The 13,263-nt window shown below is 72.0% G+C and carries 12 protein-coding genes; 4 read left to right on the top strand and 8 right to left on the bottom strand.

Translation table 11 applies throughout. The annotated features are described in order from the left end of the window. Nucleotides 1-13 precede the first annotated feature (13 nt). Both thrS and AC08OV_RS09990 read right to left on the bottom strand, forming a co-directional pair. Nucleotides 14-1,996: a threonine--tRNA ligase gene (gene thrS, locus AC08OV_RS09995; RefSeq protein WP_476614022.1), complete on the bottom strand. Its 1,983-nt coding sequence runs from the start codon at nucleotides 1,994-1,996 to the stop codon at nucleotides 14-16. Nucleotides 1,997-2,175: 179 nt separating this feature from the next. Then, nucleotides 2,176-2,886: a TetR/AcrR family transcriptional regulator gene (locus AC08OV_RS09990; protein ID WP_476614021.1), complete on the bottom strand. Its 711-nt coding sequence runs from the start codon at nucleotides 2,884-2,886 to the stop codon at nucleotides 2,176-2,178. Nucleotides 2,887-3,236: 350 nt separating this feature from the next. On the opposite strand from AC08OV_RS09990, the gene panB reads away from it, so the two are divergent. After that, on the top strand, nucleotides 3,237-4,115 hold the full coding sequence (gene panB, locus AC08OV_RS09985) for a 3-methyl-2-oxobutanoate hydroxymethyltransferase (protein ID WP_476619585.1): 879 nt from the start codon (nucleotides 3,237-3,239) through the stop codon (nucleotides 4,113-4,115). A 36-nt stretch (nucleotides 4,116-4,151) separates the two neighbouring features. Here the strand turns inward: panB and AC08OV_RS09980 are convergent, their stop codons facing one another. Together AC08OV_RS09980 and npdG are read right to left on the bottom strand one after the other, a co-directional pair. Further along, nucleotides 4,152-4,994, bottom strand: a complete 843-nt coding sequence (locus AC08OV_RS09980; protein WP_476613284.1) for a helical backbone metal receptor — start codon at nucleotides 4,992-4,994, stop codon at nucleotides 4,152-4,154. Then, on the bottom strand, nucleotides 4,987-5,670 hold the full coding sequence (gene npdG, locus AC08OV_RS09975; RefSeq protein ID WP_476613285.1) for an NADPH-dependent F420 reductase: 684 nt from the start codon (nucleotides 5,668-5,670) through the stop codon (nucleotides 4,987-4,989). The genes AC08OV_RS09980 and npdG overlap by 8 nt, the downstream gene beginning before the upstream one ends. Before the next feature lie 440 nt (nucleotides 5,671-6,110). Here npdG and AC08OV_RS09970 point away from each other — a divergent pair, with 440 nt between their 5' ends. Continuing rightward, on the top strand, nucleotides 6,111-6,329 hold the full coding sequence (locus tag AC08OV_RS09970) for a hypothetical protein (RefSeq protein WP_023841797.1): 219 nt from the start codon (nucleotides 6,111-6,113) through the stop codon (nucleotides 6,327-6,329). A gap of 130 nt (nucleotides 6,330-6,459) precedes the next feature. Here AC08OV_RS09970 and AC08OV_RS09965 read toward each other — a convergent pair whose 3' ends face one another. Beyond that, on the bottom strand, nucleotides 6,460-7,725 hold the full coding sequence (locus AC08OV_RS09965) for a site-specific tyrosine recombinase XerD (RefSeq protein ID WP_476619584.1): 1,266 nt from the start codon (nucleotides 7,723-7,725) through the stop codon (nucleotides 6,460-6,462). A gap of 84 nt (nucleotides 7,726-7,809) precedes the next feature. Here AC08OV_RS09965 and AC08OV_RS09960 point away from each other — a divergent pair, with 84 nt between their 5' ends. Together AC08OV_RS09960 and AC08OV_RS09955 are read left to right on the top strand one after the other, a co-directional pair. Continuing rightward, nucleotides 7,810-8,415, top strand: coding sequence for a hypothetical protein (locus AC08OV_RS09960; RefSeq protein ID WP_476613287.1), 606 nt, complete (start codon nucleotides 7,810-7,812; stop codon nucleotides 8,413-8,415). Then, a complete protein-coding gene (locus AC08OV_RS09955) occupies nucleotides 8,412-9,413 on the top strand; it encodes a PKD domain-containing protein (protein WP_476613288.1) in 1,002 nt (333 codons plus the stop codon). Before AC08OV_RS09960 ends, AC08OV_RS09955 begins: the two co-directional genes overlap by 4 nt. Before the next feature lie 53 nt (nucleotides 9,414-9,466). Here the strand turns inward: AC08OV_RS09955 and AC08OV_RS09950 are convergent, their stop codons facing one another. From AC08OV_RS09950 to AC08OV_RS09940, 3 genes are all read right to left on the bottom strand, one after another. Next, entirely contained in the window at nucleotides 9,467-10,090 is a 624-nt protein-coding gene (locus AC08OV_RS09950) for an NUDIX domain-containing protein (protein WP_476613289.1), read from the bottom strand. Then, entirely contained in the window at nucleotides 10,087-11,913 is a 1,827-nt protein-coding gene (locus AC08OV_RS09945) for a CTP synthase (protein ID WP_476613290.1), read from the bottom strand. The genes AC08OV_RS09950 and AC08OV_RS09945 overlap by 4 nt, the downstream gene beginning before the upstream one ends. Before the next feature lie 194 nt (nucleotides 11,914-12,107). Continuing rightward, nucleotides 12,108-13,263, bottom strand: a 1,156-nt coding sequence (locus AC08OV_RS09940; protein ID WP_476619583.1) for a DNA repair protein RecN, incomplete at its 5' end; no start/stop codon positions are given.

The raw sequence follows: 13,263 nt of genomic DNA, 5'->3' as shown, positions 1-13,263 counted from the left end.
CCAGCCGCGCGGCTCAGACCTGGCGGCGGCGCTCCACTGCGTCGAGGATCTCCGCGACGGCCTCGTCCACCGGCACGCCGTTGCGCTGCGCCCCGTCCCGGAAACGGAACGACACCGCACCCTGAGCGACATCGGAATCTCCGGCCAGCAGCATGAACGGCACCTTTTGCTTCTGCGCCGTACGGATCTTCTTCTGCATCCGGTCGTCGGAGGAGTCGACCTCCACCCGGAGGCCGTGCGCGGCGAGCCGCCGGGCGACCTCGCCCAGGTACGGCACGTGCTCGTCGGTGATCGGGATGCCGACCACCTGCACCGGCGCGAGCCACGGCGGCAGCGCCCCGGCGTAGTGCTCCAGCAGGATGGCGAAGAACCGCTCGATGGTGCCGAACAACGCCCGATGGATCATGAACGGACGCTGCCGGGTCCCGTCCGCAGCCTGGTACTCCAGGTCGAAGCGCCGCGGCAGCTGGAAGTCCACCTGGATGGTGGACAGCTGCCAGGTCCGGCCGATGGCGTCGCGGGCCTGCACGGAGATCTTCGGCCCGTAGAAGGCACCGCCGCCCGGGTCCATCACCAGTTCCAGGTCCTGCTTCTGCGCGGCCTCCCGCAGCAGTTCGGTGGCCTGCGCCCACTCCTCGTCGGTGCCGACGGCCTTGCCCTCCGGCCGGGTCGACAGCTCCAGGTAGAAGTCGGTCAGCCCGAAGTCGCGCAGCAACCCGAGCACGAACGTCAGCACGCTGTCGAGCTCGGCGGGTAGCTGCTCGCGGGCGCAGAACAGGTGCGCGTCGTCCTGGGTGAGCCCGCGCACCCGGGTCAGGCCATGGACCACTCCGGACTTCTCGTAACGGTAGACCGTGCCGAACTCGAACAGCCGCAGCGGCAGCTCCCGGTACGACCGGCCCCGCGACCGGAAGATCAGGATATGCATCGGGCAGTTCATCGGCTTGAGGTAGTAGTCGGTGCCGCCGTCGAGCTGCATGGGCGGGTACATGCCCTCGGCGAACCAGTCCAGGTGCCCGGAGATCTGGTAGAGCTCCGACTTGGTGATGTGCGGGGTGTTGACGAACGAGTACCCGGCCTCGATGTGCCGGCGCCGCGCGTAGTCCTCCATCGCGGTGCGGATCGCGCCGCCCCTGGGGTGGAAGACCGCCAGCCCCGGGCCGATCTCGGTCGGGAACGAGAACAGGTCAAGCTCCGCGCCGAGCTTGCGGTGATCGCGTTTCTCGGCCTCGGCCAGCCTGGTCTGGTAGGCCTTGAGCGCGTCGCGCGACTCCCACGCAGTGCCGTAGATGCGCTGCAGCTGCGGGTTCTTCTCGCTCCCCCGCCAGTAGGCCGCGGCGGAGCGCAGGATCGCGAAGGCCGGGATGGCCCGGGTGGTGGGCACATGCGGCCCGCGGCAAAGGTCCTTCCAGCACAGCTCGCCGGTCTTCGCGTCGAGGTTGTCGTAGATGGTCAGCTCGCCCGCCCCGACCTCGACACTCGCCTCGGCGTCGTCGGCCGCCGCGTCACTCGACTTCAGCCCGATCAACTCAATCTTGTACGGCTCGTCGGCGAGCTCCGCGCGGGCCTCGGGCTCGGTGACGACCCGCCGGGAGAAGCGCTGGCCGGCCTTGATGATCGCCTGCGCCTTCTTCTCGATGGCCCTGAGGTCGTCCGGGGTGAACGGGGACTCGACGTCGAAGTCGTAGTAGAAACCGTTGTCGATGGGCGGCCCGATGCCCAGGCGCGCCTTCGGGAAGAGTTCCTGGACCGCCTGGGCGACGACGTGCGCGGCGGAATGCCGGACGATCGCCCGCCCGGCCGGCGAGTCAATCATGATCGGCTCGACGACGGCCCCGTCGGCGAGAACATGAGCGAGATCATGTTGCTGGCCGTCAACCAGAGCCGCGATCACGTTCCGGTCGTCGGCGAACAGCTCGGCGGCCGTCGTCCCGGTCGGCACCACCCGCGGATCGTTGCGCTGGGCGTGCTGAACGGTAACGCGGACGTCGGACACCGAATCTCTCCTGTCGCGCTGGGAAAACGGGTGCGGGGATCGCACCGCCGGTGCGTCGCCGGCCGGCAGGCGGCCCCACGGCGGGCCTTCCTGGCCCGTTCGCGATGCTACTCGCGGACGCATGGTGCCCCCGGCGAGCGGGGTACGGCGAGCGAGGTACTCAGTGTGACGGGTGCGGCTCAGTGTGACGGGCGCGGCGCGGGCGGCTCCGCCGTCGGCCGCGCACCCTCCCGGCAGCGGATGCCACCGAGGATGGTGTCGACGATCTTCGCGATCCGCGTTCCGCTCACCTCGCAGTCACCACTCATGTACTGCCGATAGGCGACCGGACCGACCAGCATGTCGACGACGAGGTCGACGTCGACGTCCGCGGCGAGTTCCCCCGATTCGATGCCGCGCCGGAGCATGGTGGCCGCCTTCTCCCGCGACGGCTCGATCACCTTCTGCGAGTAGGTGGCGAACAACTCCGGGTGCGTGCTCCGCTCGGCGACGAGCTTCGGCATGATCCGCCCGGACAACGACTGGAGGTTGTGCCGGCGCAACGCATTCAGCCAGGCCACCAGGTCGTCGCGCAGGGAGCCGGTCTCGACCGCGTCGAGACTGTCGGCCAGGGTGTCCAACGCGTCCCCGATCAGGGCATCCTTCGTTGGCCACCGGCGATAGACCGTCGCCTTGCCGACCCCGGCGCTGGTCGCCACCGCCTCCATCGACAGGCTCGCGAAGCCGACCGTCGCGAGCTCGTGCAGCGCGGCATCGATGATCGCCTCATCGCAGCGGGTGTCCCTCGGACGACCGGGAGCGCGGGAGACGCGGACCCCGGAGGGCACCCGGTCGGACGGCCGCCGAGGATGCGGAGTGCGCACGTCCCGGGTGGCCATCAGGCGGGACACCGGCCTGATCCCCCGCACGCTCCGTCGCCGCCGTGCCGATGCATCCGCATGGAAAGGCCACCCGCCACCTTGATCGCGCCGCACGTTCCCGCCGGACTTCAAGATCAGCATACGTCCCAGCCGGCCAAGACGCATCCGTTTGCCAGGGCAGCGGCGTGGCGTGCGTCGCGTTCCACGCCGATCGGGCCATAGTCCACCGCGAAACCACCGCCCGAACGCCCCAGCCCGAACAGCCACCTAGGGGCCGGGGGGATCTGCTCCGCCGCGGGCTCTCCGCGTGGCGGCCGTTGGTGGCAGCATGAGAGGGACGCCGGGACGCCCAGCGCCCGGACGGACGTACAGGAGCGCTCATGGATGCTTCAGGCACACCCACCCACCCGGCGGGCCCGGCGGCGACGCCCTACGGCGCGCCGACCACGCCGCCGCGGCCACGCCGGTCCCGTTTCACAGTGCGTGACGTCGCCGCGGCGAAGAACCGGGGCGAGAAGTGGTCGATGCTGACCGCGTACGACGCCACCACCGCCGCCGTCTTCGACGAGGCGGAGATCCCCGTCCTGCTGGTCGGGGACTCAGCCGCCAACGTCGTCTACGGCTACGACACGACCGTGCCGATCACCGTCGACGAGCTGCTGCCGCTGGTCCGGGCGGTGGTCCGCGGAGCACCGCACGCGATGGTCGTCGCCGATCTGCCCTTCGGGTCGTACCAGGGGGGGCCGGCCGAGGCGCTGGCGAACGCTACCCGCTTCCTCAAGGAGGGCGGGGCGCACGCGGTGAAGCTCGAGGGCGGTTCCCGGGTGGTCCGGGCGGTGGACGCCCTGGTCGGCGCCGGCATCCCCGTTATCGGGCATCTGGGGCTGACCCCGCAGAGCATCCACACTATCGGGGGCTACCGGGTCCAAGGCCGCGACGAGGCCGGCGAGGTCCTGCTGGCCGACGCGCTGGCGCTCGAGGCGGCCGGCGCGTTCGCGGTCGTGCTCGAGGTGGTTCCCGCCGATCTGGCCACCCGGGTGACGAAGGAGTTGCGCATCCCCACCGTGGGCATCGGAGCCGGCTCGGGATGCGATGCCCAGGTGCTGGTCTGGCAGGACATGGCCGGGCTGAGCGGCGGCCGCGCGCCGCGGTTCGTCAAGCGGTACGCGGATCTGCGCACGATTCTCGCGGACGCCGCCCGGGCCTACCGCGCGGACGTCCGGGACGGCAGGTACCCGACAATCGAGCACAGCTACTGATCAGCCATCCGGCCGGTGGTGCCGGCGGCGGCGCTGTCACTCCGGCCCATCGCCGGTCCGGGCCAGCGCCGCCGCGAGCACGGACCCCGCCTCGACCAGGGACGGGCCGTACCAGGTCAGCAGGCGGCCGGACACGCAGACCGCGGGCGCGCTGAAGGTCTCGGGTCCGTCCGACGGGCTGAAGGGGTACGGCTCGTCGGGCAGGACCACCAGGTCATGGGGCGGGACGGCCGCGGGATCGATCCGAGGGTAGCGGTCCGGCGAGTCCGCCAGCACGTTGTCGACCCCCAGCCGGCGCAGCACGTCGCCGGTGAAGGTGTCCCGGCCGACCGCCATCCACGGCCGGCGCCAGATCGGCACCAACGCCCGCCGTCGCGGCCCGGCGGCCGGCACGGCCCAGGCCTGCCGGGCGGCGTCGAGCCAGCCGGGACGAGCCAGCCCGCAGGCCAGGCGCAGCATCCGGTCCAGGCTCACCAGAGCCTGATCGACCGTGGTAGGGGCGGTGACCCACACGGCGAGCCCGGCCCGGCGCAGCGCGGCGAGGTCGGGTTCCCGGTTCTCCTCGGCGTTCGCGCAGACCAGGTCCGGAGCCAGGGAGACGATGGTGTCGAGGTCGGGGTTCTTCGTCCCCCGGACCCGGGCGACGGCCAGCCCCGCGGGATGGCTGCACCAGTCGGTGGCACCCACCAGCAGACCGGGCGCGGTAACGGCGATCGACTCGGTGAGGCTGGGAACGAGCGAGACGATCCGTTCCACCCGCGCCGGAATCGGCACCGGGTGGCCCAGATCGTCCCGGGGGGCCGTCCCCGCCTCTCGTTCCCGCCCGTTCGCCACCGTGGCCACGTCCGAACGGGCCACGTCCGGACGCCGCTCAGACATCGGTGACCCGCAGGCCGGCGTGTGACTTGTACCGGCGATTGACCGAGATCAAGTTTGCGGTCAATGCCTCGACCTGACCGGCGTTGCGCAACGTGCCGGCGTAGATGCCCCGCATGCCGGGAATGCGCTCGGCGAGCGCGGCCACCAGATCGGTGGCGGCCCGATCGTCGCCGAGGACCAGGACATCAGTGTCGATCTTCGCGACCGCGTCATCGGCCAGCAGCACCGCGGAGACGTGGTGGAAGGCCGCCACGATGGTGCTGTCCGGCAGGACGGCGGCCGCCTGCTGCGCGGCGCTGCCCTCGGGCACCGCGAGCGCGAAGGCACCCCCCTTGTCGAAGCCGAGGGGGTTGACGCAATCGATCACGATCTTCCCAGCCAACGGCTCCCGCAAGGCGGCCAGGGTCTGGCGATGGCCCTCCCAGGGAACCGCGATGATGACGATATCCGCGCGCTCGGCGACCGTGGCGTTGTCCGCGCCTTCGATACGCAGGCCGGGACGCGCGAGCGCGGCCGCGGCCTGCTGGCCGCGTTCGGTCGAGCGGGACCCGATCAGCACGAGATGGCCGGCGGCGGCGAACCGCAGGCCGAGGCCCCCGCCCTGCGGACCCGAGCCGCCGAGGATACCGATGATCAGCGCGGGGACATCCGGCCGGACGCGGTCAGTCGAAGCCACCCTGCCATCCTGCCCGATCCGGGCTTTGGCCGCCCGGCTGCGTGACACCCGTGAACGCGTTCCCAGAACAGTGGGAACCAACCCGTTCACCCTCCGACATGACGATGCATGACAAGTCCACCCCCTTGCGGACAGCTCCTGGCAATGAGGGACTATGCAGAGACAACGGGACAGCTACGTGCCCGATTTTTCCGAGCTCGCCCCCCGTGGGGAGATCCGGATCGACCGGGTCCATACACGTCGCCACCGGCAGAGGAGCAACCCACGTGACTGACAGCTACAGCTCTTGGACCGCGACACTTGGTGAGCGAGTAGACACGAAAAGCGAACCTGCCGGTACTTCCAGGAACCCCGCGCGCGCATTGGTCTCAGATGGGCCGTACCGTTCCGTTTCACACACATCGAGCAGATCTTCGGAGTCAGGCGAGAGAGGTCGAGCAATGGCGGACGTGTCGGTTCGCTTCGCGATGACGAACGACAGCGAAGTGGTGCTGAACCTGTCGCTGCCGCAGGCACTACGCCTGATGGAAGCGATCGCCCGCAAGGTGGGCGAAACCCTGGCCGAGCGCAGCACGCAGACGGTCGGCGGTGTCGGCGGCGTTCCCGCCTCGGCTCCCTCCAACGGGATGCCCAGCCTGGGGCCGTACACCCCATCCTGAGCGTCCGCATCCTGAGCGTGTCCACGTGCCGCGCCGGTCCACGCGTCCCCAAGCGGTGGCGTCGCGCCGCTTGGCGCGTTCTCCCGCGGACAGTCCCGGGTGGACATCCGCCCGGGACGCCGACCGTCGCTCAGAACCGGGGCGGTGCCCCGGCGAAACTCACGGATCCGTCATGCACGGATCCGTCCTCGGGTCCCCAGGTCCGGGAGTGGTGACCGATCGAGCCCAGGGTCGAGCCCAAGGCGCGTGGGTGTGAGGCCGCGTACGCCTCGCGAAGCCGGTCCACCGTCACCAGGGTGTAGATCTGAGTGGTGCTGACCGAGGCGTGTCCCAGCAGCTCCTGCACCACCCGGACGTCGGCGCCGCCGTCGAGCAGGTGGGTGGCGAAGGAATGGCGCAGCACGTGGGGTGAGACCCCCTCCACACCTGCCGCGAGCGCCGCCGTACGCAGCACCGACCACGCGCTCTGCCGGGACAGGCGGTTACCGCGGCGGGACAGGAAGACCGCGGGCCCCGAGCGGGGGGCGGCCAGCATCGGCCGCCCCACCCGCAGGTAGTCGGCCACCGCGGCGATGGCGCACCGACCGAGCGGGACGATCCGGTCACGTCCGCCCTTGCCGTGCAGGCGCACGGAGGCGGCCTCCAGATCGAGATCGTCGACGTCGAGACCGACGGCCTCCGAGATCCGGGCCCCGGTGCCGTAGAGAAGCTCCAGCAACGCGGTCGCGCGCAGACGGCGGACGGCCTCGGCCGGTTCCACCGGCGGCGGTCCCCCGGGCGGCGGCGGGGATCCCGACGGGGGCGCACCCGCGGCCGCGGCGAGGACGGCCACCACCTGGTCGATGCTCAGGGCCTTCGGTAGCCGCCGGGGAGGCGTCGGCGGTCGAACCGGCCGGGACACGTCCTCGGGGACGTCACCCTCGTCGGCCGCGAAGCGGTGCAGCGACCGGACGGCGACCAGCATCCTCGCGACCGACGCCGCGGCAAGCGGCGGGTGCGTGTCGTCACCGGCGCGCAGCACGGCGGCGAATCCGGCAACCTCCGCCTCACCGACCGCGCCCAACGAGGACAGACCGCAGGCGGAGAGATAATCACAATAGCGGCGCAGGTCGCGACGGTAGGCGAGCACCGAGTTGTGCGCGAGTCCGCGTTCGCCCTCCAGATGGTGGAGATAGCGCTCGATGACGCCGGCGGGCGTGCCACGCAGCTGGGACCCGGCTCGATGATCCGCAGGCCGGGACAGGTCGTCCGGCCCGGCCAGGTCGTCCGGCCCAGCCAGGTCGTCCGGCCCGGGCCGAGGCGCCGACGGACGATGATCCGAGGACCCGCCGACGCCGGATGCCGAGGCCGCGGGGGGGCGCAGCCGGAGTACCCGGTCGCCGTCGGTGACTCCCATCATCGAACTGATAGTAGGACCTGCCCCCCGTTCTCCGTTGGCGCCTATCCACATACCGCGTTTCCGCGGCTATCCTGGCGACTTGTGCGGGCGGACAACGGGTCGTCACGGTACGCCGCACGGCTGGGGGTCGCTATCGCCATACTCGTCATCCTCACGGGCGCGGGCTGCGGCGGCGACCAGCACGAGCCATCCGGGGCCGCGGTCCCGACCCGCCCCGGTTCCCAGAATCCGGGCACGGCCGTCTCCGGCCGCCCTTCCTTCCCCGGTTCGGTCCCCGGTTCGGTCGACGACACACCCGCGGCCGCTACCCGCACGGTCGAGGGCTACTTTCACGAGATCAACGAGGCCGCGCGGGCCGGTCGGGTCGCGGTTATCGCGCCGAGGGCGCTCGGTGGCTGCCAGCCCTGCGCCCTCGACGTCGGGGTGACCCGCTCACTCCAGCAGCGGGGGCTGCGCGCGGACGGGCCGGCCTATCAGCTGAGCGACGTGCTCGCCCGGCCGCGGGTCGGGCTCGTCACCGAGGTGGACTTCACCGTGCGAACCCGGGCGGTGGGGCTGCTGGACCCGGCGGGCCGGCGGGTCTCCGACGCCCCGGGCGTGCCGACCCGGGTCGGCACGGCCGAACTGTCGCTCACCGACCACGGCTGGCGTATCCAGACCCTGCGCTACGCCCCGGCCCGGGCATGACCACCGGCCCGGGGGCGATCGCCCCGCGCACGACCGGCCCGGGGACGACCGCCCCGCGCACGACCACCGCCGCCCGCACGACCACCGCCGCCCGCACGACCACCGCCGCCCGCACGACCACCGCCGGCCGGCGCCGCGCGTTCCCGCGCCCGGCGCTGATCGCGGTCGGCGCGCTGCTGCTGGTGAGCCTGACCGGCCTCGCCGCCGGCGCGGCGCCCGCCGCCGCGGCGCCCGGGCGCACCGTCCCGGTGCCCTGCGCCGGCGCGCTGTGGGGTACCTGTGACACCCGGGCCACGGACAACGGCTACCAGTACCGCTACCACGACGGAGTGCTGGAGCGCGTCGGGATCCCGACCGGATCGGGGGCCCGGCGGAGCGCGGCCTGCGGCCAGGATTGTCCGGACGACCCGGCGGCCGTCTGTGACCTGCTGACCGCAGTCGGGCCGGATCCGGCGATGGACGCGCAGGCGCGGGCCCAGTACGACCAGGCGGTAGCGGGCTGCTTCAACTACCTGCTGCCCGCCGGCGCGGTGCCGGTCGCCCAGGTGCAGGCCACGCTCGCCAACTACCTGCGCGAGAAACTCCTGCCGAAGCCGTCGATCGTCATCGCGCCGTCCGGCCGCAGCTTCGCGAACCTGGCCACGATCCTCTACACCCCCGTGCCCGACTCGTTCACGTTCAACGTCGACCAGCCGGTCGTGGCGACCATCAGCGCCGTTCCCCACTATCACTGGGAGTTCGGTGACGGCGAGACCGGCCCGGATGCTCCCGGCCGGCCCTACGACCCGGCGATCTCACCGCGCGATCATCCCGAGGCCTATGTGGCGCACGGCTACGCCCGGCCGGGCCGGTACCAGGTGACCCTCGCGGTGACCTGGGACGGCACGTTCACCGTCCCCGGGGTCGCGCAGGCATTCCCGATCGACGCGGTGACCCTCGCCGCCGCGCAGGGCATCGTCGTCGACGAGGCCGCCGGCGTGCTGGTCCACAACGATTGACGCCACCGCGGGACCGACACCACCGCGGAGAAACGGGGCCGCGGCGCGGCGGCTCAGCCGCGGTGGGCGGGACGAGCGGGCCAGGGTGCGTCGGGTGGGCGCAGACCGGCGTAGTTCTCGGCGCGCGCCCGGGCCGTGGCCAGCAGCCCGATGACCGCCATCGCGTTGGTGATCTCACCGCGCAGGACCCGTTCGACAGCGTCGGTGAAGTCGATACGCGCGAGACCCATCTCGGCCTCCTCGTGCACCGGCACGTACCGCTCGGCAGCCGGGATCTCGTGCAGCCCGCGGGCCAGGAAAAGGCGGTAGGCCTCGTCGGTCATCCCCGGCGAGGCCCACACGTCAACCAGCAGATCGTAGCGGTCGGCGCGCAGCCCGGCCTCCTCGGCCAGCTCCCGCGCGGCGGCCGAGGACGCCGGCTCGCCCGGCACGTCGAGAATGCCGGCGGGCAGCTCCCACAGCGGACCACCGACGGGATGACGGTACTGATGGACCATCACCACCCGATCGGCCTCGTCGAGGGCAACCACCCCCACGGCGCCGGGATGCACCACCACATCACGCTGCGAGATGTCGCCATCCGGCATCCGCACCTGATCGCGGCGGACGGAGATGACCCTCCCCTGGTAGGCTAGGGTGCTCTCGGCGACCTCGTACCGGTGCGGGGTCGCCGTCACGGGGACACCAGCGCGGCGGTGCCGTTGGAGCTGACGCTCGGCCGGGACGCGCTCGCGCCCCGGCGGATACTCCCGCCGGATCGACCGGCCGTGACGCCGCGGGTCTGCGCGGCGCCGTTCTCCGGGACACCGTTCTCCGGAGTGGGGGCGTCCTCGCCCGGCAGGTCCACCGGCAGCACCCCGCGGCGACGGTCCGCATGCGCGACCGCCGCGGCGACGAGACCCCGGAACAGCGGATGGGCCCGGGTCGGCCGGGACCGGAACTCCGGATGTGCCTGGGTGCCGACGTAGTACGGGTGCACGTCGGCGGGCAGCTCGACCACCTCGACCAGGCGGCCGTCCGGCGACGCCCCGGAGAAGACCAGCCCGGCGGCGGCCAGCCGGTGCCGATAGTCGTTGTTCACCTCGTACCGGTGCCGGTGGCGCTCGGCGACCTCGGCGGCGCCGTACTCACGCCGGGCGAGCGTGCCGGGCACCAGCACGCACGAGTACAGGCCCAGTCGCATTGTGCCGCCCATGTCCCGGGTGCCGGCCACCACCTCGTGCTGGTCAGCCATCGTGGAGATCACCGGGTGGGGGGTCTCGGGGACGAACTCGGTGGAGTTCGCCGCCTCCAGGCCGGCGAGACTGCGGGCCGCCTCGATGACCATGCACTGCAGGCCGAGGCAGATACCGAGGGTCGGAATGCCGTTCTCGCGGGCGTGCCGCAGCGCGGTGAGCTTGCCCTCGATGCCCCGCACCCCGAAACCACCGGGAACGATGATCCCGTCGACCCCGTCAAGCAGGGTGGCCGTCACGTCCGGGGAAGAGCACTCGTCCGAGGTGACCCACCGCAGGTCCACCCGAGTGTCGGTGGCGAAGGCGCCGGCGCGCAGGGCCTCGGTCACCGAGAGGTAGGCGTCGGGGAGGTCCACGTACTTGCCGACGATCGCGATCGTCGCCGTGTTGGCCGGGTGGTGCACCCGCCGCAGCAACGTGTCCCATTCCGTCCAGTCGACGTCGCGGAAGGACAGCCCGAGCCGACGCACCACGTAGGCGTCGAGACCCTCGCGGTGCAGCACCCGGGGAATGTCGTAGATGGAGCTCGCGTCCGGCGCCCCGACGACGGCCTCGTCGTCGACGTCGCACATCATCGCGATCTTCTTCTTGAGTGAATCGGGCAGCGGCCGGTCGGACCGGCAGACCACGGCGTCGGGCTGCAGGCCGATGCTGCGCAACGCCGCGACCGAATGCTGGGTCGGCTTGGTCTTCAGCTCTCCGGAGGGGGCGAGGTAGGGGACCAGGCTCACGTGCACCGTCAGGGCGTTGTCCCGACCGACCTCGTGGCGTACCTGACGGATCGCCTCCAGGTAGGGCAGCGATTCGATGTCCCCGACGGTCCCGCCGACCTCGGTGATCACCACGTCGACGGAGTCACCGGCCAGCCGCCGGATCCGGTTCTTGATCTCGTCGGTGATGTGCGGGACGACCTGGACGGTCTGGCCCAGATAGCCGCCGCGGCGTTCCCTGGCGATAACGGCCGAGTAGACCTGGCCCGTCGTCACGTTGGCGCTGCCGTCGAGGTCGACGTCGAGGAACCGCTCGTAGTGGCCGATGTCGAGGTCGGTCTCGGCCCCGTCGTCGGTCACGAACACCTCACCGTGCTGGAACGGGTTCATCGTCCCCGGGTCCACGTTGAGGTAGGGGTCGAGCTTCTGCATCGTGACGCGGAGTCCACGAGCCTTGAGGAGTCGACCGAGGCTCGACGCGGTTAGTCCCTTGCCGAGACTGGACGCGACCCCGCCGGTGACGAAGATGTGTTTGGTGATATGCGCCTGACCCACCCGAAGCTCCCGTGGTTACGCCGCCGGTCCGGCCCCGGCGCCTCCACGGGACTTCACGGTAACAGCTCCCCCGCACGACGCCTCCAGCGCAATGCGGGGACTCTGCCATAAGGGTGAGTCAGGGCCCTCGGTTATCACCTTCGGTGACTCCCTGGACCACCGCAGGATGCCCGGTCTCCCCGACCGCGGTGGCACTACGGCAGCGCCTTGTCGGCCGCCGCGGCGGCGAGCAGCTCCTCGGCGTGCCCACGGGCCAGCGGGCTCTCCTCCTGGCCGGCAAGCATCCGGGAGAGTTCCCGCACCCGGCCGGCGTCGTCGAGCGTGACGACCCCACTGCGGGTGACCGATCCGTCGTCGGCCTTGTGGACCACCAGATGACGGTCCGCGAAGGCGGCGACCTGCGGCAGATGGGTGATACAGATCACCTGATGAGTGCGGGCGAGACGGGCGAGGCGCCGGCCGATCTCCACCGCGGCCCGACCGCCGACCCCGGCGTCCACCTCGTCGAAGACCATGGTCGAACCGGTGTCGGCGGCGGCGAGGACGACCTCGATCGCGAGCATGACCCGGGACAGCTCACCGCCCGACGCGCCTTTCTGGACCGGCCGCGGCGGCGCCCCGGGATGCGGGATCAGCCGCAGCTCCACGTCGTCGACGCCGAACGGTCCAAACGCGACGACCCGCAGGCCGACCGGCAGACCGGCCGGATCGTCGCGCTGCGACACGGCGGCCTCCACCCGGGCCCGGGGCATCGCGAGCCCGGCGAGCTCGGCGGCGACCGCCGCACCGAACCGGGCCGCCGCCTTGGTCCGGGCGTCGCTGACCTCCTCGGCAAGCCGGGCCAGCTCGGCGGTCAGGCTGTCCCGCCGGGCGGTGAGCGCCTCGACGCTGTCCCCGGCGCCGTCGAGTTCCAGCAGCCGGCGCCCGGCCTGGTCCGCCCAGGCCAGCACCCCGTCGATGCCGGTACCGTGCGCCCGGGTCAGGCTGGTGAGGGCGGCCTTACGCGCCTGGGCGTCGGCGAGGCGCACCGGGTCAGCATCGATGCCCTCCGCGTAGGAGGCGAGGTCCGCGGCGACGTCGGTGAGTAGCATCCCCACCTCCGTGAGCCGCGCGCCGAGGGCGGCGAGCTCGGCGTCGAGGGCGGACTCGCCGGCGATGACCCGCTGGGCCGCGGCCACCAGATCGACCGCACCGGGCTCGTCCGACCCGGTGGCCGGATCGCTCATCAGCGCGGCGTGCGCGGTCCGCGCCGCCCGCACCAGGGTCTCCGCATGCTCCAGCCTGGTCAGCTCGGCGTCGAGGATGACGTCCTCACCAGGGCCGGGGGCGACCCGTTCCACCTCGTCCAGG

Source organism: Frankia sp. CeTa3Moorea (genome assembly GCF_978021225.1).
This window is presented reverse-complemented; position numbering and strand designations above follow the sequence as displayed.

Coding starts and splice junctions, on each gene's coding strand:
- panB (WP_476619585.1), top strand. CDS start 3,237: ATGGATGCTTCAGGCACACCCACCCACCCGGCGGGCCCGGCGGCGACG.
- AC08OV_RS09980 (WP_476613284.1), bottom strand. CDS start 4,994: ATGTCTGAGCGGCGTCCGGACGTGGCCCGTTCGGACGTGGCCACGGTG.
- AC08OV_RS09970 (WP_023841797.1), top strand. CDS start 6,111: ATGGCGGACGTGTCGGTTCGCTTCGCGATGACGAACGACAGCGAAGTG.
- AC08OV_RS09965 (WP_476619584.1), bottom strand. CDS start 7,725: ATGGGAGTCACCGACGGCGACCGGGTACTCCGGCTGCGCCCCCCCGCG.
- AC08OV_RS09955 (WP_476613288.1), top strand. CDS start 8,412: ATGACCACCGGCCCGGGGGCGATCGCCCCGCGCACGACCGGCCCGGGG.